General features: G+C 71.4%; 16 protein-coding genes. 6 read left to right on the top strand and 10 right to left on the bottom strand.

Annotation, left to right across the window (positions count from 1 at the left end):
• Positions 1-3: 3 nt before the first annotated feature.
• The gene (locus BIU90_RS03490) at positions 4-2,274 is read right to left on the bottom strand and encodes a polyribonucleotide nucleotidyltransferase (RefSeq protein WP_071298836.1); all 2,271 of its coding nucleotides are present in this window, start codon (positions 2,272-2,274) and stop codon (positions 4-6) included.
• A gap of 277 nt (positions 2,275-2,551) precedes the next feature.
• On the opposite strand from BIU90_RS03490, the gene BIU90_RS03485 reads away from it, so the two are divergent.
• Entirely contained in the window at positions 2,552-3,763 is a 1,212-nt protein-coding gene (locus BIU90_RS03485; protein WP_071298835.1) for a hypothetical protein, read from the top strand.
• Between the two features lie 144 nt (positions 3,764-3,907).
• Here BIU90_RS03485 and BIU90_RS03480 read toward each other — a convergent pair whose 3' ends face one another.
• The 3 genes from BIU90_RS03480 to BIU90_RS03470 form a co-directional block, all read right to left on the bottom strand.
• A complete protein-coding gene (locus BIU90_RS03480; protein WP_071298834.1) occupies positions 3,908-4,528 on the bottom strand; it encodes a CE1759 family FMN reductase in 621 nt (206 codons plus the stop codon).
• A 159-nt stretch (positions 4,529-4,687) separates the two neighbouring features.
• Entirely contained in the window at positions 4,688-4,957 is a 270-nt protein-coding gene (gene rpsO, locus BIU90_RS03475) for a 30S ribosomal protein S15 (RefSeq protein WP_058742593.1), read from the bottom strand.
• A 101-nt stretch (positions 4,958-5,058) separates the two neighbouring features.
• Positions 5,059-5,505 carry a VanZ family protein gene (locus BIU90_RS03470; protein WP_083403659.1) on the bottom strand — a complete coding sequence of 149 codons (447 nt, stop codon included), beginning with the start codon at positions 5,503-5,505 and terminating at the stop codon, positions 5,059-5,061.
• Between the two features lie 188 nt (positions 5,506-5,693).
• Between BIU90_RS03470 and BIU90_RS03465 the strand changes: the two genes are divergently transcribed.
• From BIU90_RS03465 to BIU90_RS03455, 3 genes are all read left to right on the top strand, one after another.
• Positions 5,694-6,743, top strand: coding sequence for a glycoside hydrolase family 6 protein (locus BIU90_RS03465; protein WP_175470124.1), 1,050 nt, complete (start codon positions 5,694-5,696; stop codon positions 6,741-6,743).
• 64 nt (positions 6,744-6,807) lie between these two features.
• A complete protein-coding gene (locus BIU90_RS03460; RefSeq protein ID WP_139195076.1) occupies positions 6,808-7,860 on the top strand; it encodes a M4 family metallopeptidase in 1,053 nt (350 codons plus the stop codon).
• A gap of 20 nt (positions 7,861-7,880) precedes the next feature.
• Positions 7,881-8,153, top strand: a complete 273-nt coding sequence (locus BIU90_RS03455) for a protealysin inhibitor emfourin (RefSeq protein ID WP_071298832.1) — start codon at positions 7,881-7,883, stop codon at positions 8,151-8,153.
• A 186-nt stretch (positions 8,154-8,339) separates the two neighbouring features.
• Here BIU90_RS03455 and BIU90_RS03450 read toward each other — a convergent pair whose 3' ends face one another.
• The 3 genes from BIU90_RS03450 to BIU90_RS03440 all read right to left on the bottom strand — a co-directional run bounded on the left by BIU90_RS03450 (position 8,340) and on the right by BIU90_RS03440 (position 12,014).
• Positions 8,340-10,589, bottom strand: coding sequence for an ATP-binding domain-containing protein (locus BIU90_RS03450; protein ID WP_071298831.1), 2,250 nt, complete (start codon positions 10,587-10,589; stop codon positions 8,340-8,342).
• A 211-nt stretch (positions 10,590-10,800) separates the two neighbouring features.
• Entirely contained in the window at positions 10,801-11,643 is an 843-nt protein-coding gene (locus BIU90_RS03445) for an aldo/keto reductase (RefSeq protein WP_071298830.1), read from the bottom strand.
• The gene (locus BIU90_RS03440) at positions 11,643-12,014 is read right to left on the bottom strand and encodes an FKBP-type peptidyl-prolyl cis-trans isomerase (RefSeq protein ID WP_071298829.1); all 372 of its coding nucleotides are present in this window, start codon (positions 12,012-12,014) and stop codon (positions 11,643-11,645) included. The genes BIU90_RS03445 and BIU90_RS03440 overlap by 1 nt, the downstream gene beginning before the upstream one ends.
• A 111-nt stretch (positions 12,015-12,125) precedes the next feature.
• Here BIU90_RS03440 and BIU90_RS03435 point away from each other — a divergent pair, with 111 nt between their 5' ends.
• Both BIU90_RS03435 and BIU90_RS03430 read left to right on the top strand, forming a co-directional pair.
• Positions 12,126-13,445: an MFS transporter gene (locus BIU90_RS03435; RefSeq protein WP_083403657.1), complete on the top strand. Its 1,320-nt coding sequence runs from the start codon at positions 12,126-12,128 to the stop codon at positions 13,443-13,445.
• 189 nt (positions 13,446-13,634) lie between these two features.
• Positions 13,635-14,714, top strand: a complete 1,080-nt coding sequence (locus BIU90_RS03430; protein ID WP_071298828.1) for a YihY/virulence factor BrkB family protein — start codon at positions 13,635-13,637, stop codon at positions 14,712-14,714.
• 39 nt (positions 14,715-14,753) lie between these two features.
• Here the strand turns inward: BIU90_RS03430 and BIU90_RS03425 are convergent, their stop codons facing one another.
• The 3 genes from BIU90_RS03425 to BIU90_RS03415 form a co-directional block, all read right to left on the bottom strand.
• Positions 14,754-16,241, bottom strand: a complete 1,488-nt coding sequence (locus BIU90_RS03425; protein ID WP_083403656.1) for an aspartate ammonia-lyase — start codon at positions 16,239-16,241, stop codon at positions 14,754-14,756.
• 140 nt (positions 16,242-16,381) lie between these two features.
• Positions 16,382-16,678: a hypothetical protein gene (locus BIU90_RS03420; RefSeq protein ID WP_071298827.1), complete on the bottom strand. Its 297-nt coding sequence runs from the start codon at positions 16,676-16,678 to the stop codon at positions 16,382-16,384.
• Positions 16,679-16,733: 55 nt separating this feature from the next.
• Positions 16,734-17,990 carry an inorganic phosphate transporter gene (locus tag BIU90_RS03415; RefSeq protein WP_083403655.1) on the bottom strand — a complete coding sequence of 419 codons (1,257 nt, stop codon included), beginning with the start codon at positions 17,988-17,990 and terminating at the stop codon, positions 16,734-16,736.
• Positions 17,991-17,992 lie beyond the last annotated feature (2 nt).

The raw sequence follows: 17,992 nt of genomic DNA, 5'->3' as shown, positions 1-17,992 counted from the left end.
CGTTCAGCCCTCGGCCGGTGCCTCGGCGTGCGACGAGTGGTCGCCACCGGCGGTGTCGACCTCGTCCGCGACGACCGGCGCGAGCGAGAGCTTGCCGCGGTCGTCGACCTTGGTGACCTCGACCAGGATCTTCTGGCCGACGCCGAGCACGTCCTCGACGTTCTCGACACGCTTGCCACCGGCGAGCTTGCGGACCTCGGAGACGTGGAGCAGACCGTCACGGCCCGGGAGCAGCGACACGAAGGCGCCGAACGTGGCGATCTTCACGACGGTGCCGAGGAACTGGTCCCCGATCTCCGGGTTGGTCGGGTTCGCGATCGCGTTGACCTGGGCACGAGCGGCCTCGGCCGACGGACCGTCGACAGCGCCGATGTACACGGTGCCGTCGTCCTCGATCGAGATGTCGGCGCCGGTCTCGTCCTGGATCCCGTTGATCGTCTTGCCCTTCGGGCCGATCAGCTCGCCGATCTTGTCGACCGGGATCTGCACGGAGATGACACGCGGCGCGGTGTCCGCCATCTCGTCGGGACCGTCGATGGCCTCGTTCAGGACACCGAGGATGGCCGAACGGGCTTCCTTGGCCTGCTTCAGCGCGGCGTCGAGCACCGACGACGGGATGCCGTCGAGCTTCGTGTCGAGCTGGATCGCGGTGACGAACTCGGACGTGCCGGCGACCTTGAAGTCCATGTCGCCGAGGGCGTCCTCGGCACCGAGGATGTCGGTCAGCGCCGCATAGCGGGTCTGGCCGTCGACGGTGTCGGAGACCAGGCCCATCGCGATGCCGGCGACCGGGGCCTTGAGGGGCACACCGGCGTTGAGCAGCGACAGGGTCGAGGCGCAGACGGAACCCATCGAGGTCGAGCCGTTCGAGCTGAGCGCCTCGGAGACCTGACGGATCGCGTAGGGGAACTCGTCGCGCGGGGGCAGCACCGGCACGAGGGCGCGCTCGGCGAGGAAGCCGTGCCCGATCTCGCGACGCTTCGGCGAACCCACGCGGCCGGTCTCACCGGTCGAGTAGGGCGGGAAGTTGTAGTGGTGCAGGTAGCGCTTCTTGGTGACGGGCGACAGCGAGTCGATCTGCTGCTCCATCTTGAGCATGTTCAGCGTGGTGACGCCGAGGATCTGCGTCTCGCCGCGCTGGAACACCGCGGAACCGTGGACGCGCGGGATCACGGCGACCTCGGCGTCGAGCGGGCGGATGTCCGCGAGACCGCGGCCGTCCATGCGGACCTGCTCGGTCAGGATGCGGCCGCGGACGACCTTCTTGGTGACCGACTTGTACGCGGCACCGACCTGCGAGTTCGCGACCTCGGGCAGCGAGCCCGCGGTGACCTGCTCGGCGATCGCGGCCTTGACGCGCGACTTGAGGGCGTCGTCGGCGTCCTGACGCTCGACCTTGCCGGCGATCTTGTAGACGTCGCCGAGCTCGGACAGCGCGAGGGACTCGACGGCGTCGTAGACCTCGGGGGCGTAGGGCGGGAAGACCGGGTAGTCCTGGATCTCCTTGGCCGACTGCGCGGCCATCTTCGCCTGTGCCTCGACGAGGACCTTGAGGAACGGCTTCGCTGCCTCGAGGCCCTGCGCGACGACGGCCTCGTCGGGCTTGGTGGCGCCGCCCTGGATGAGGTCCCAGCTGTGCTCGGTGGCCTCGGCCTCGACCATCATGATCGCGACGTCCTCGTTGCCGGCCTCGTCCGTGACGACACGGCCCGCGACGGTGAGGTCGAAGACGGCCTCGGCGAGCTGCGACGCCTTCGGGAACGCGACCCACTGGTCGCCGATGAGCGCGAGGCGCACGCCGGCGATCGGGCCGGAGAACGGCAGACCGGAGATCTGCGTCGACGCGGACGCGGCGTTGATCGCCAGCGCGTCGTAGAACTCGTCCGGAGCGATGCTCAGGACGGTGATGACGATCTGGACCTCGTTGCGCAGGCCGTCGACGAACGACGGACGCAGCGGCCGGTCGATGAGCCGGCAGACCAGGATGGCCTCGGTCGACGGGCGGCCTTCGCGACGGAAGAACGAGCCGGGGATCTTGCCGGCGGCGTACGAGCGCTCTTCGACGTCGACCGTCAGCGGGAAGAAGTCGAAGCCCTCGCGCGGGTGCTTGCCGGCGCTGGTGGCCGACAGCAGCATGGTCTCTTCGTCCAGGTACGCGGCGACGGCACCCTGTGCCTGCTGCGCGAGACGGCCGGTCTCGAACCGGACCGTCCTGGTGCCGTAGCGACCGTTGTCGATGATCGCTTCAGCGAACTTGATCTCGGGACCCTCCAAGAGGATGCCTCCTTGAATCGGTGATGCAGCAGACCCGGCCTCGGGCACACGCGTGCACGTGCGCTCCACGACGCGGAACGCATGTCTGGCCAGCAGTAGAAACAGTCGGGACGCCTCGGCCCGCATGCCACCACCGATGACCAGCTTCGTGCCGGTCTGCGTGCGATGTTGTGTGTCGTCACGGGAAACGGTCCCCGGACAGGGCGACTTTAGCAGTCGGCGGTGAATCGACGGCGAGGCTCGTGGCGAACGGGCGTGTCCTGGTTACCCTGACGACATGCGTCGAAGCCCTACCGGACGCGCGTTCGTCGCGGCCGCCGTCGTCCTCGGTGCGCTCGTCGTCCCCGTCGCCACGGCCACCCCCGCCAGTGCCGGTTCCACATCCAGTGCCACCACCTACCCCACGTGGCAGGACGTGCAGGCCGCCAAGGGCAACGAGCAGGCGAAGCAGGCCGAGATCTCCACCGTGCAGACAGCGCTGCAGGCGGTGCAGGCCGACGCCGCCGCCAAGTCGCAGACCGCGCTCGACGCGGCCGAGAAGGCGACGGTGGCCGAGGCGGACCTGGCCGACGCCACCCAGACCGCCACGAGCCTCCAGGCCCAGGCCGACCAAGCGTCACAGACGGCCGAGCGCGCGCAGACCCGGGCCGGACAGCTCGCGGCGAACCTGTACCGCGACGGTTCGAGCAACGAGATGACGACGAAGATCGCCACGGCGAAGGACCCCCGCGACCTGCTGTACCAGCTCGGCGCGATGGACCAGCTGACGACCACGTGGACGAGCGTCCTCGACGACGCCTCGGTCGCTGCGGGCACGGCGTCCTCGCTGCACGACCAGGCCACCCGCGCCGAGGACGCGCGATCCCGACTGGCCCGGACCGCCGAGGACCGTGCTGCCGCAGCGAAGACCGCGCAGCAGCAGGCCGACGCCGCCGTCGCGTCGACGCAGTCCCACAGCGACGAGCTCTACGCCCAGCTCGCGACCCTCAAGGACACGACGGCCCAGGCCGAGCAGCAGTACGCGGTCGGCCAGGCGGTCGCCGCCCAGGCGGCGGCGCAGGCCCGTGCGGCGCAGGCGGCCGCGATCGCGGCACAGCGGACGCAGCGCACCTCGCCGACGGGCTCCGCCGCAGCGAGCACCGGCACGTCGTTCCCGGACACGAGCAGCGTCGGGGCCGACCCGACCGGCGCGAAGGCCTACGCCCAGAGCGTCCTCGGGAACTACGGCTGGGGCGGCGACCAGTTCGGGTGCCTGGTGTCGCTGTGGACACAGGAGTCCGGCTGGCGCGCGAACGCCCTGAACGCCTCGAGCGGCGCGTACGGCATCCCCCAGGCATTGCCCGCGAACAAGATGGGCGCTGCGGGCGCGGACTGGCTGACGAACCAGGACACCCAGATCAACTGGGGCCTGGCGTACATCAAGAGCAGCTACGGCAGCCCGTGCGCCGCGTGGAACCACGAGATGAGCGTCAACCCGCACTGGTACTGACGGTGTGCGCGGACCGCGCACGGTGCGCGGTTGGTGGCCCGTGCGGGGGTGATGGCTCCGTGCGCGGCAAGGACCCCGCACCAGGGCGCTGACTGCGCACCGACGGGCAACCGCGCACCGCGCGGGGTCGCCTGACGACGCGGGTCAGTGGCCGAGGCCGCCGAGCAGGCTCGCGAAGTCGGTGACCTCCGGCAGGGCGTCCGCGCGCTGCGGCGTCCGACGGGAGGCCCCGATCGCCCACGCCAGGTCCGCGCCGGCCCGGCGGATGCGTCCGTCCAGGGCCGCCTGGTCGCCCTGCGCGCCCCAGTCGTCGGTCGCGGCGAACACCCCGGTGGGGACGACGGCAGCGCGCAGGTACGCGAACACCGGACGCATCGCGTGCTCGATCGCCAGCGAGTGCCGTGCCGTGCCACCCGTCGCCGCGAGCAGGACCGGCATGTCGACCAGGGCGTCCTTGTCGGTGATGTCGAGGAACGACTTCGCCAGACCACTCATGCCTGCCGTGAAGACCGGCGAGACGAAGACCAGCGCGTCGGCCTCGAGGACCGCAGCCGACGCGGCGGCGAGGGCCGGAGCCTGGAAGCCGGTCAGCATCGCGTCGACGATCTCGTGCGCCAGCGGACGCAGGTCGACGTGCACGACCTGCACCGGGCCTCCGTGCTGTGCGTCGAGCGCCGCGACGGCGGACTCTGCCAGCCGGTCGGCGAGCAGGCGGGTCGACGAGGGCTCGGAGAGCCCGGCGGAGACGACGGCGATGGTGGTCATGGTGATGTCCGATCTTCAATGCGTTTGCATGAACATCGTACCGAACGCGGAGCATGACGCAACCATTCCCCGGACGGAGCAGGCTTGCCGGGAACGGAGAACGCCCCGGTCCTCATGACGAGGACCGGGGCGTTCAGTCAAGCGTGTGTCGGTCGAGAACTAGCGGCGCAGGCCGAGGCGCTCGATGAGCGCACGGTAGCGGCTGATGTCGACGTCGGAGAGGTAGCCGAGGAGACGGCGACGCTGACCGACCATGAGCAGCAGACCACGACGCGAGTGGTGGTCGTGCTTGTGCTCCTTGAGGTGCTCGTTCAGGTCGTTGATACGACGCGTCAGAACGGCGACCTGGACCTCGGGGGATCCGGTGTCGCCCGGGTGGGTCGCGTACTCTTCGATGATCTCCTGCTTGACCTTCGCGTCAAGTGCCATGGATGATCCCCTTTCGGTCGTTGCGCGGTGCCCACACCGATTGCGTGAGCGCTCTTTGTCCGCGGCCGTTCGACGGCAACCTGGAGACTCTACCAGACTGGTCAGGCGGTCCGGGCCCGCAGACGACGACGCCGCGGTGCCGGCAACAGGCTGCGCACGAACCCCACGAGCGTCGCGCCGAGCAGACCGCCCATGCCGTTCGACAGCACGTCGCGCGGGTCGGCCACCCGGTAGGGCAGCAGTTCGGCCTGGGCCAGCTCGATGCCGGCGGACAGCACGACGGCGATGACCGCGGCCCCGAACCACCAGCGGCGCGGCAGCCACAGCGCGGCGATCGCGCCGACGGGGACGAACATCGCGATGTTGGCGAGGAACTCCGTCCGGTCGTAGGTCAGCCACGACCCGCCGGGCAGCTGCTGCGCCCAGGACAGCGCGTGCAGCACGAGCCGGTTCTCGGCGTCGCTGAACACGTGCGGCGTCAGGGTCATCCGCCAGATCACCCAGGCGTAGGCCGCCGTGACGGCGAGCAGGAGGAGTTTCCGGAACATCCCGACAGTGTGGGGGTCTGCCCTGGCCGGCAGCTGGAGCGCTCCTGAGCAGCACCGGGGGTGGGCCTGTGCGATCACCGGCGAGGGGTGGCACCGCGGGTCGCCGGGGTGGGAGCATGAACGCACGAGCGGGACAGGGCTGCTCGGGATCGCCGACGGAGCACGGTCAGACCAGGGAGGACCGCTCGATGCCGGACCAGGGAACGACGCGCCGCGCGCGCCGACGGACGAGCGCCGCACGGCAGTGGCTGTGGATCGGCAGCGCCGCGGTCGTCGTGGTGGCGGTCGTCGCCGCCGTCGCCCTCTGGCTGCCTGAGCAGCGGGGCACCGACACCCGGCACGTCGTCGAACGACGGACCCCGGCGCAGGTGTTCCCCGGCGGGCTCGCCCGACAGCCGGCGAGCGACAACCAGCCTGGGCGCTTCGCGTCCTCGGCCCGCGCGGACGGTGACGCCACCACCGCGGCACGCCTGTCCGAGATCGCGGACCAGCCGATCGCGACCTGGCTGACGAACCCGTCCCGGCAGGAGACCCGCGCGACGATCCGCCGCGTGGTGGCGAACGCGGCAGCGCAGCACGCGACGCCGGTGTTCGTGCTCTACGCCGTGCCGGACCGCGACTGCGGCAACTACTCGAAGGGCGGCACCGAGCCGTCCGAGTACGTGCCGTGGGTCCGCTCGGCAGTGCAGGCGATGGCCGGGTCGCACGCCGTGGTCCTGGTCGAACCGGACGCGATCGCGCAGATCCACGTGTGCAAACGGCTGCAGGACACGCGCCTGCCCCTGCTCCGCAAGGCCGTCGACGCCCTGACCGGGCACGGCCTGACGGTCTACCTGGACGGCGGCAACGAGAACCGGGTGCCCACGGCGACGATGGCGTCCTGGCTCCGGAAGGCCGGCATCGACAAGACGCAGGGGTTCTTCACCAACGTGTCGAACTTCTACCGGGTGGACCAGGAGCGCACGTACGCCGACCACCTGGCCGACGCGATCGGTGGCGACCCGCACTTCGTCATCGACGTCTCCCGCAACGGGCAGGGGTGGCGCGGCACGTGGTGCAACCCGTCCGGCGCCGGGCTCGGCCAGGACCCGCACGTGGCCGCCGGATCGACGCGGCTCGACGCCCTGCTCTGGGTGAAGACACCCGGCCTGAGCGACGGCACCTGCAACGGCGGCCCGGCGGCGGGCCAGTGGTGGGAGTCCTACGCGCTCGCGCTCGTCGCCAACCGCAAAGACTGACAGAAGACGCACGCCAGGCCCGGGTCGGGTCCCGATGTCGGTGCGCGGGGGTTGCATGGGCACCATGACCACCGCCCAGCTCCGATCCGTCGTCCCGCCGTACCTGCTGCGCGCCATCGCCGACGCGCCGTCCGACGCGTTCCCCCGGGCCACCCCGGCCGCGCGTACCGCCCTCGCCTCCCTCGACGTCGTGCAGGCGCCCAAGCGCGGAGCCCGACTCGACGCGCGGCAGTCCGCCGTCGCGCCGGACCGGTCCCCGCAGCGCAGCATCTCGGACGCGCACGGCTCCACCACGCTGCCCGGCACGCTCGTCCGCACCGAGGGCGCCGCCGACACCGGGGACGCCGCCGTGGACGAGGCCTACGCGGGCCTCGGCGCGACGCACGCGTTCTGGCTCGACGTGTTCGGGCGGGTGTCGATCGACGGCGCCGGGCTCCCCCTCGACGCCACCGTGCACTACGGGCAGGACTACGACAACGCGTACTGGGACGGCAGCCGTATGGTGTTCGGTGACGGCGACGGCGAGGTGTTCAACCGCTTCACGATCGCGCTCGACGTCATCGGGCACGAGCTCACGCACGGTGTCACGCAGTACACCGCCGACCTGACCTACCAGGGGCAGTCCGGGGCGCTCAACGAGTCGGTCAGCGACGTGTTCGGCTCGCTCGTGGCGCAGTACACGCACGGACAGACCGCCGAGCAGGCGAGCTGGCTGATCGGGCAGGGACTGTTCACGCCGGCGGTGCACGGAGTCGCGCTCCGCTCGATGAAGGCCCCGGGCACCGCGTACGACGACCCGGTGCTCGGCAAGGACCCGCAGCCGGGCACGATGGCCGGGTACGTCCAGACCACCGACGACTCGGGCGGGGTGCACACGAACTCGGGCATCCCGAACCACGCCTTCTACCTCGCCGCGACCGCGATCGGGGGCAACGCGTGGGAGGGCACCGGGGCTGTCTGGTGGGACGCCCTGACCTCGCCCGAGGTCACCGCGTCGATCGACTTCGCCGGTTTCGCCCGGGTCACCGTGAGCGCCGCCGATGCCCGGTTCGGCGCGGGTTCGGCGCAGTCCGAGGCGGTCAGCGGGGCGTGGACCGAGGTGGGCGTGCTGTCCTGACCGGGCGTACGGTCGGGGCCATGCAGATCGTCGTCCGCCGCACCGGGGGGATCGCCGGCACGACCAGGAGCTGGCGCCTCGACACCGAGTCGTGCGCGGACCCGGACGGTTGGTCCGCGCTGGTCGACGACCTCCCCCGCGAGCCGCCGGTCCGCCGTCGGCAGCAGGTGCGCGACGACTTCGAGTGGACCATCACCGTCGCCCGCACCACGGTCACCGTGCCGGGCAGCCAGCTGGACGGCCAGTGGGCGACGCTCGTCGAGCGCGTCCGCACCGAGGGCGAGCCCGCTTGACGGACCCGGCCCGGGCCTCCCGTCTGCGCCGTCCACGGCGGCGTTGACGGATCGCACCCCGCGGCGGACATCGCACCCCGTCCCGACGGGGTGCGATGTTCGTGAGGGGGTGCAACGTGTGCCGATGAGCAACGCGACAACCGAGAGGCGGTCGCCGACGCAGCCGCCGGGCCCGAACCTGACGCGTCAGGCGACCTCGATGACCGTCAGGCGCCGCGTCGGACGCGTCATCGCGACGTAGACGGCCGCGGCCGCCCGGGCCGCGTCGGCCCCGACACCGTCCGGGTCGACCAGCAGCACGCCGTCGAACTCGAGCCCCTTCGCGTCCGCACCGGTCAGCACCGTGACCGACCCGGCACGTGGCGAGCCGAGCGACCGGACGTCCGACTCGGTGCCGGCGAGCCGCTGCCGCACGACGTCGACCTGGGCGTCCGGGACGATCACGCCGGTGGTGCCCGACCCGATGTGCGCACGCTCGGACGCGACCGTCGCCGCGATGGTGTCGAGCACCTCGGCTCGGGCCACCCGCAGCCGCACGACCGGGTCGCCGTCGCGCACGGCCTGGTTCGCGGTCACGACGAGTCCCGCGGCCTCGGCGAAGGCCCCCGCTGCCTCGACGATCGAGCGCGGCGTGCGGTAGTTGACCGTGAGTTCCTCGACGCGGTGGTCGAGCGGGACCTGCGGCGCCCGACCCCGGCGACGACGAGCGAGCGCGCCGACGACGTCGTCCCACGTGCGGGCGGCCCCGGGCGAGGACCCCTGCGCCATGTCACCGACGATCGTGAACGACCGCAGCGGGTTGCGCCGGGCGAGTACGCGCCACTGCATCGGCGAGAGCTCCTGGGCCTCGTCGACGACGATGTGGCCGTACGTCCACTCGCGGTCCTCGGCGGCGCGTTCGGCGGTCGACCGCGGGTCCCCGCCCTCGGCGAAGGCCCCGGCGACCTGCTCGGCGGACACGATGCCCTCGACGCCCATGTTCTCGATGGCCTGGCGGGCGTTCTCGATGTCGCGGTTGCGGCTGGCCTTCGCGGCGCGCTTGGCGGCACCGCCCGTGGGGTCGAAGGTGCCGAGCAGTTCGGCGGCCTCGTCGAGCAGCGGGACGTCCTCGACCGTGAAGCCGGCGCCGCGGTCACGCGCGAGCAGGGCTCGGCGCTCCGGAGACCAGTTCGGGGTGAGCGAGGCGAGCCAGGCCGGGCGGGCGTAGAGGTCCTCGAGCAGCTTCTCGGCGGGCAGCGGCAGCCACGCGGTGTTGAGCAGCACACGGGCGTCGTACGACGAGCGGATGTCCTCGCGCAGGACCTTGAGGTCGGCGTCGTCGATCGTGGTGCCGCGTTCGCGGAGCTGGTCGGCGAGGAGCTTCACCATCGCGTCGAGCGCGCTCTTGTTGAACGTCACACGGGCGACGTTGTGCGGCTTGCCCCGGTCCTGCGCCCGGTGCATGGCGTCGGCGACGAGCTGCGGCGGCACGACCAGGCGCTCCCCTTCGACGTCCAGGGTGGTCGACGACGTCGGGACCACCTGGCGCGAGCGCACGGCGCGGCGGAGCAGGTCGGCCATCTCCGCCGAGCCCTTCACCGCGGCGACGTCCCGGCGGTCGTGGGTCGCGGTGCGCAGGCCCGGGTACAGCGACCCGAGCGACGCCATCACGACGCCGGTCTCCCCCAGCGAGGGCAGCACCTGCTCGATGTAGGTCAGGAACGCCGGGGAGGGTCCGACGACGAGCACGCCGGAGCCCCGGAGCCGCTCGCGGTACGAGTACAGCAGGTACGCGGCACGGTGCAGCGCGACGGCGGTCTTGCCGGTGCCGGGGCCGCCCTGCACGATGAGCACGCCCTCGAGCGGGGAGCGGATGATGCGGTCCTGCTCGCCCTGGATCGTCGCGACGATGTCCGTCATCCGACCGGTGCGTTCGGCGGTCACGGCCGCCAGCAGCGCGCCCTCGCCCTGCAGGTGGGTGCGCTCGTCGTCGTAGAGCGTCGCGTCGAAGACCTCGTCCTCGACCCCGACGACGCTGCGGCCCTCGAGCGAGAGGTGCCGACGGGCCCGCATGCCCATCGGGTACGCGGCGGTGGCCTGGTAGAACGCGCTGGCCCCGGGCACACGCCAGTCGAGCAGCAGCGGACGGTGCTCCACATCGCGCAGCCCCACGCGGCCGATGTACCGGAAGGCGCTCTCGCCCTCGTCCGGGTCGGCGACCTCGAGGCGGCCGAACACCAGCCGGTCCCCCACACGCTCGAGCGTGGCGATCGTGTCCTCGTAGAGCTTGGCGAACGCGTCGCGCTCACTGCGGCTCTGGTGGTTCCCGCCGACCGCCTGACGGCGGGTCTCGGCGAGACGCTGGCCGGCCTCGGCGGTCAGTTCGTCGAGGCGGGCGAAGAGCCCGTCGACGTACGTACGCTCGCGGTCGATCTCGGTCGGTTCGGACACACGCATCCCTTCGGGAAAGAGGGGTGTCCAGTGTAGTCCCGCCGGACCGACACTCCGTGCCGGCGCCGTTCGACGGTCATCCTCGCGAAAGCGACAGACCACCACCGGACACCGGCGGCGATCTGTCGCTTCCGCGGTTGGGTCGCGTCGGGACCACCCGACGGACGGGAGGCACGGTGCCAGCTGGCACCGTGCCTCCCGTCTGACGCGTCAGCGTCTACATCTCCTCGTGCGTCTCCGGGTCGCCGTCCCACAGGCGACCGCGCTCGAGTCCCGAGATCGCCGCCACCTGGTCGTCGGTCAGCGTGAACCCGAACACGTCGAGGTTCTCGCGCTGCCGGTCGGTGTCGCCGGACTTCGGCACCGGGACGGCGTCGAGCTGGGTGTGCCAGCGCAGCACGACCTGCCCGGGCGTGACCCCGTGCGCGGCCGCCGCGTCGGTGATGGGCTGCTCGGTCAGCAGCTCCGAGCGCTTGGCGAGCGGGCTCCAGCTCTCCGTGACGATCCCGCGCTCGGCGTGGAAAGCGCGGAGCGCGGCCTGCGGGAAGTAGGGGTGCAGCTCGACCTGGTTGACGGCCGGGGCGACCCCGGTGGCGTCGATGATCCGGTCGAGGTGCTCCGGCGTGAAGTTCGAGACGCCGATGGAGCGCACCTTGCCGCTGTCGCGCAGGTCGACGAAGGCCTTCCACGTCTCGACGAACCTGTCCACCGACGGGTTCGGCCAGTGGATCAGGTACAGGTCCACGTGGTCCAGGCCGAGGTTCGCCAGGGTCTCGTCGATCGAGCGGTGCGCCTCGTCGTAGCCGTGGTGGCGCCCGGGCAGCTTCGACGTGACGACGAGTTCCTCGCGCGGGACGTCGGCTTCGCGCACGGCACGGCCGACGGCGTCCTCGTTGCCGTAGTTCAGCGCGGTGTCGAGCAGCCGGTAGCCGCTCGCGATCGCCGCGCCCACGGCAGCGGTGCCCTCGTCGCCGTCGAGCGAGTAGGTCCCGAGGCCGAGCAGCGGCATGCGGTGGCCGTCGTTGAGCTCCACGGTGGGAGCCGGGCTGACGGCCGACATCAGCGGACGCCGAGCAGGTCGATGACGAAGATCAGGGTCTTGCCGGACAGGAAGTGGCCGCCGCCCGCCGGTCCGTAGGCGAGCTCCGGCGGGACGACGAGCTTGCGGCGCCCGCCGACCTTCATGCCGGGGATGCCCTCCTGCCAGCCGCGGACGAGTGCCGCGAGCGGGAAGTCGATCGGCTCGCCACGGTTCCACGAGCTGTCGAACTCCTCGCCGGACTCGTACTCGACGCCGGCGTAGTGGACCTTGACGGTCGAGCCGGCGGTCGCCTCGTCGCCGGAACCCTCGACGATGTCGGTGATGACCAGGTCGGTGGGGGCCGGGCCCTCGGGGGCGTCGAACTCGGGCTTGCTGTTGAGGTCAGTCATGTCCGCAAGTCAACCAGAGGCGCCCGATCCCGCAGTCACGCGGCACCGTCCGCGCGCGTCGGCGCCGAAGGCACGCGCGTTGTCGGTCGGAGGCACCATGATGGTTCCACCGTGACACGACCCACTCCCGCACCGCCGCGCCGTCGCCTGTTCGCCGACCTCACCCCGCTCCGCCGCTCCCCCGCGTTCGCTCGACTCTGGGCCGGGACCGCCGTCGCCGGCATCGGCACGCAGATGACCACCGTCGCCGTCGGCCTCGAGGTCTACGACATCACGAACTCGACCTTCGCCGTGGCGCTCGTCGGCGTGATCGCGCTGCTGCCGATGATCGTCGCCGGGCTGTACGGCGGGATGCTCGCCGACGCCTTCGACCGTCGCACCGTCGCCCTGGTGTCCTCGATCATCGCCTGGGCCGCCGTCGCGCTCATCGCCACCCACGCCTGGCTCGGGTTGCACAGTGTCGTCCTGCTGTACGTGCTCGCCACGGTGAACGCGGTCGCCGCGACCGTCAGCAACGCCTCCCGCTCGGCGATCGTGCCCCGGCTGGTCGGCACCGACCTGCTGCCCGCGGCGAGCGCCCTCGGCGGCATCGCGTCCGGGTTCCAGGTCACCGTGGGTCCGGCGATCGCCGGGGTCCTGATCGCCAGCGTGGGCTTCGCCCCGACGTACACGATCGACGTCGTGCTGTTCACCTTCGCGTTCGCGGGCGTGTTCACGCTGCCGCGGATGGCCGCCGACCACGACGCCCTGCGCCCCGGGCTCGGTTCGCTGCTCGAGGGTGCGCGGTTCCTGCGGCGCTCGCGGAACATCACGATGACGTTCGTCCTCGACATCATCGCGATGACGTTCGGCCAGCCCCGGGTGCTCTTCCCCGCGATCGGCGCCCTCGTCATCGGCGGCGGCGCGATCACGGTCGGGACGCTCACGGCTGCCTACGCGATCGGCGCCCTGCTGTCGAGTGTGTTCTCCGGCCCGCTCGGGCACGTGCGCCGCCAGGGCGAGGCCGTCGGGTGGGCCATCACGGCGTACGGCGCCGCGATCGCCGGGTTCGGGGTGGTCGTGGCGCTCGCGCACGTCCTCGGTGGGCGGAGTGGTGACGCGTTCAGCACCGGGATCCTGCCGGCGCTCGGGCTCGCTGCACTGTTCCTGGCCCTGGCCGGAGGCGCGGACAACGTCAGCTCGGTGTTCCGCAACACGATCCTGCAGGCGGCGTCGCCGGACGGGATGCGCGGGCGGCTGCAGGGCATCTTCATCGTGGTCGTCACCGGCGGGCCACGGCTCGGCGACCTGTACGCGGGCCTGGTCGTCGCGGCGGGCTTCGCGTACCCGCCGATCCTGGGCGGCGTGGTCATCATCGGACTCGTCGCCGCACTGCTGCGCCTGGTGCCGTCCTTCCGCCGCTACGACGCCCTGCACCCGCACGCCAACTGACGCCGCGCGGGCCGGCGCGCGGGCGCGTTCGCACCGGTCGGCCGGGCGGTCAGTTCCGCGCAAGCGACAGATCGCGCGCACCGCGCACCGTTCCCTCCGCGAGGGCGACAGATCGGCGCGGATCATCCGCGGAGAAGTGTCGCTCTCGCGGGACGCCCCGCCCACGCCGCGGCCGGTAGATTCGTGTGCATGCCGGAACGTGGGACGCGCGACCTCCAGCGGACCGGGGTCCGTGCGGTCGTGCGCCGTACCTACCACTCGGTGATCCGGCACCGGGTCGTGGACGCCGCAGCCTCGCTGACGTTCTTCGCGCTGCTGACGGTGTTCCCCGCCGCGCTGACCGTCGTCTCCGCGCTGGCGATCGTGGACCGGCAGGGCGACAGCCTGACCGACATCATCCAGGTCATCGGCTTCATCGTGCGGCCCGAGACCGCCCAGCACCTCGAGCAGCCCCTGCGCCAGCTGCTGACGCTCGACAACCCCTGGCTCGGCTTCGCGACCGGCCTCGTCCTGACGCTGTGGTCCTTGTCCGGGTACGCCACGGCGTTCGGCCGTGCGATGAACACCGCGTACGAGGTCGAGGAGGGACGGCGGATCTGGAAGTTCCGCAGCATGATGCTCCTCGTCACCCTGCTGCTCATGGTCGGCGGGGCGATCGCGATCGTGATCCTGCTCGCGACGCCGACGATCTCCGCGGCGATCATCACGCAGCTCGGATGGGCGACGTGGATCGACGACCTGTGGAACGTGCTGAAGTGGCCGGTGCTGGCGGCGGACCTCATCGTCATGGTGGCGGTGCTGTACTACGCCACCCCGAACGTCCGCACCCCGCAGCTGCGGTGGGTGTCGGCGGGCGCGGCCTTCGCCATCGGCACGTGGGCGATCGCGACCGTGGGGTTCGCGCTCTACGTCGAGACCATCGGCGGCGGCGGGAACCGCGCGTACGGGTGGCTCGGCGGGGCGATCCTGCTGCTCGTGTACCTGTACATCTCGAACTTCGTGCTCGTGGTCGGCGGCGAACTCGACTCCGAGGTGATCCGGCTCCGACAGCTGTTGGCGGGCATCGAGGCGGACGAGTCGATCCGCCTGCCGCTGCGGGACGTCACCCGCAACTTCACGCTGGCCCGCTGGCGGGACGCCGACATCGCGGCCGCCCATGCCGTGCGCACCGCCGCGCAGGAGCTCCCCCAGGACGAGGTCGCCCCCGACCAGGAGCACCTGCGCGACGTCGCCGCGCAGCTGACGACCCGCGAGCCGCCGCTGCGCTGAGCCGGCGCGCGCCGGCAGGCGCCCGCCAGCCTGCGCCTGCTAGTTCCGGCGCTCGGCCTCGGCGTCGAGCATCTCCTCGGTGATGACCGGGATGGCACCCGTCGCCAGCTCGATGCCCGACAGCCGGGCCGGGCTCAGCACGCGCTGCACCTGGTCCTCGTCCATCAGCCCGGCCGCCGTGACCAGGGTCGAGATCGGCGTCGAGGTGGTGAGCGCCGTGTGCGCGATCGACGCCGCCGCCGCGTAGCCGATGTACGGCGTCAGGGCCGTGACGACGCCGACGTTGGTGTCGACCTGCGCCGCGAGCTTGGCCTCGTTCGCCTCGATGCCGACGACGCAGTGCTCGCGCAGCGTCGCGCAGCCTCGGGTCATCCACTGCAGCGACTGCAGGATCGAGTGCGCGATGATCGGCTCGAACGCGTTGAGCTGCAGCTGCCCGGCCTCGGCGGCCATGGTCACCGTGGTGTCCGCACCGGCGACCGCGAACGCGATCTGGTTGACGACCTCCGGGATCACCGGGTTGACCTTGCCCGGCATGATCGACGACCCGGCCTGGCGCGCCGGCAGCGTGATCTCACCGAAGCCGGCCTGCGGGCCCGAGGCCAGCAGCCGCAGGTCGTTGCAGATCTTCGAGAGCTTGACGGCGCTGCGCTTGACCGTGGAGGACAGCGTCATGAACGCGCCGGCGTCGCTCGTCGCCTCGATCAGGTCGGGGGCCGTCACCACGTCGATGCCGCTGGCGTGCTGCAGCTGGCGTCGGACCTCGTCGCGGTACAGCGGGTCGGCGGTGATGCCCGTCCCGATGGCGGTCGCACCGAGGTTCATCTCCGCCAGCAGCGGTGTGACCTTGCGGAGCAGGAGGACGTCCTCCTGGATGGTGTGCGAGAACCCGGTGAACTCCTGCCCGAGGGTCATCGGCACCGCGTCCTGCAGCTGCGTGCGCCCGACCTTGAGGACGTCAGCGAACGCGACGCCCCGCTCGGCGAACGCCTCCGACAGCTGCTCGAGCTGGTCGATCAGCCGGTGCACGCTGAAGATCATCGCGATCTTGACGCTGGTCGGGTACGTGTCGTTCGTCGACTGGCTGCGGTTGACGTGGTCGATCGGGTGCAGGTACGCGTAGTCGCCCTTCTCCCGCCCCAGGATCTCCAGCGCCCGGTTCGCCAGCACCTCGTTCGTGTTCATGTTCGTGCTCGTGCCGGCACCACCCTGCACCACGTCGACGACGAACTGGTCGCGGAAGGCCCCGTCGCGGACCTCTTGTGCAGCACGGTCGATCGCGTCGGCGCGCTCCTCGTCGAGCACCCCGATCGCCTTGTTCGCCCGGGCAGCCGCCTGCTTCACGGTGGCGAGGGCCTCGATCAGGTCCGGGTAGACCGCGATCGGCACGCTCGTGATCGGGAAGTTCTCGAGCGCCCGGAGCGTGTTGATGCCCCAGTAGACGTCGGTGGGCACCTCCCTCGAGCCCAGGGAATCGGTCTCGGTCCGGGTACCAGCACTCACGTGCGCCTCCTCGTCGTGGTTCACCCCACGAGGCTAGCGCCCCACCGTCCGGCCGGTCCGTCTGGCGCGCAGGCTGTGGACGGACCGACGGGAGGCCCGGTGCCGGTCCGTCGGACCGGCACCGGGCCTCCAGGCGGTTGCGTCGTGTCCGACGCCGACCCGCGTCAGTGGAACTGCGGGACGATGAGGTAGATGCCGTAGAGCACGGCTGCGCCGCAGACGACGAAGCAGGTGACCGCGAGGGCCCGCAGGCCGCGGACCGCGCCGGACGCACCCTGCGGGTTCGGGAAGCCGGCGGTGGCGGGGCCGATCGTGCCGTCCTCCTTCACGGTGAACTTGCCGGCGCGGGTGTCGGCGGCGCTCCAGAAGCGCAGGCCCACGGAGTACACCGCGACGACGAAGCACGACGCGACCACGGCGACGATCGCCACCGTCAAGAAGGCGAACCAGTCGATGCCCATCAGCGATCTCCTCGGATCAGGAAGGCGAAACGGTGCCAGTCCGTGGCGATGCCCATCAGCGGCGTCCTCCCTTGCGTGCGGCCATGCGGCGGAGCGTGCGCTCGCGGCTGAGCTCGGCGCGGCGGGCGGCGACGTTCTCGGCGCGCTTCTTGCGCTGCAGGTCGCGGAGCTCCTTGCGGGTGTAGACCGCGTTCGCGGCGACGTCGACCTCGATCGCCGAGGCCTGCCCGTGCGGCTTGCGCAGCGACCAGAGGTACAGCCCGAGGATGACCGCGGCACCGACCACCGCGTCGATGACCAGCCCGATGATGCCGAAGCGGGCGATGCCGGACGCCACGGCGCCGACGGCCGCAGCGGCGGGGAGCGTGATGAACCAAGCGATGACGATCTTGCCGGCGGTCGACCACTGGATCTTCGAGCCGCGACGCCCCAGGCCGGCGCCGATGATCGACCCAGAGGACACCTGCGTGGTCGACAGCGCGAAGCCGAGGTGGCTCGAGGCGAGGATGGTGGCCGCGGTGGACGCCTCGGCGGCGAAGCCCTGCGTGGCGCGGATCTCGGTGAGCCCCGAGCCGAGCGTGCGGATGATGCGCCAGCCGCCGGTGTAGGTGCCGAGCGCGATGGCGAGCGCACAGGCGACGACGACCCAGAACTGGACGCCCTGGTCTGCCGACTGCGCACCGGAGGCGATCAGCGTCAGGGTGATCACACCCATGGTCTTCTGCGCGTCGTTCGTGCCGTGCGCGAGCGACACCATCGAACTGGTGAACACCTGACCGATGCGGAAGCCGCCGCGCTCGTTCGGGAACACCGGACGACGGGTGATCCGGTACGCGATGCGCGTCGACAGCAGGGACACCAGGGCCGCGATCACCGGCGACAGGAAGGCCGGGATGATCACCACCGTCAGCAGCGCCACGTAGTTCACCGACTGGAACCCGGCACCGACGATCGCCGCGCCGATGAGCCCGCCGAAGAGCGCGTGCGAGGACGACGACGGCAGGCCGCGCAGCCACGTGATCATGTTCCAGACGACCGCGCCGATGAGTCCGGCGAAGATCATCTCGGGGCTGATCGCCACACCACCGGGGCCCTCGTTGATCAGCCCGTGGGAGATCGACGTGGCGACGGCGGTGCTCAGGAACGCACCGACGAGGTTGAGCACCGCGGCGACCGTGACCGCGACCTTGGGCTTCATGGCCCCGGTTGCGATCGGTGTCGCCATCGCGTTGGCGGTGTCGTGAAAACCGTTTGTGAAGTCGAAGAAGAGGGCCAACGCGATGACCAGGACGACTATGAGTGTGATGTCCACCG

The sequence above is a fragment of the Curtobacterium sp. MCBA15_001 genome (assembly GCF_001864835.1).
Taxonomy (GTDB): domain Bacteria; phylum Actinomycetota; class Actinomycetes; order Actinomycetales; family Microbacteriaceae; genus Curtobacterium.
This window is presented reverse-complemented; position numbering and strand designations above follow the sequence as displayed.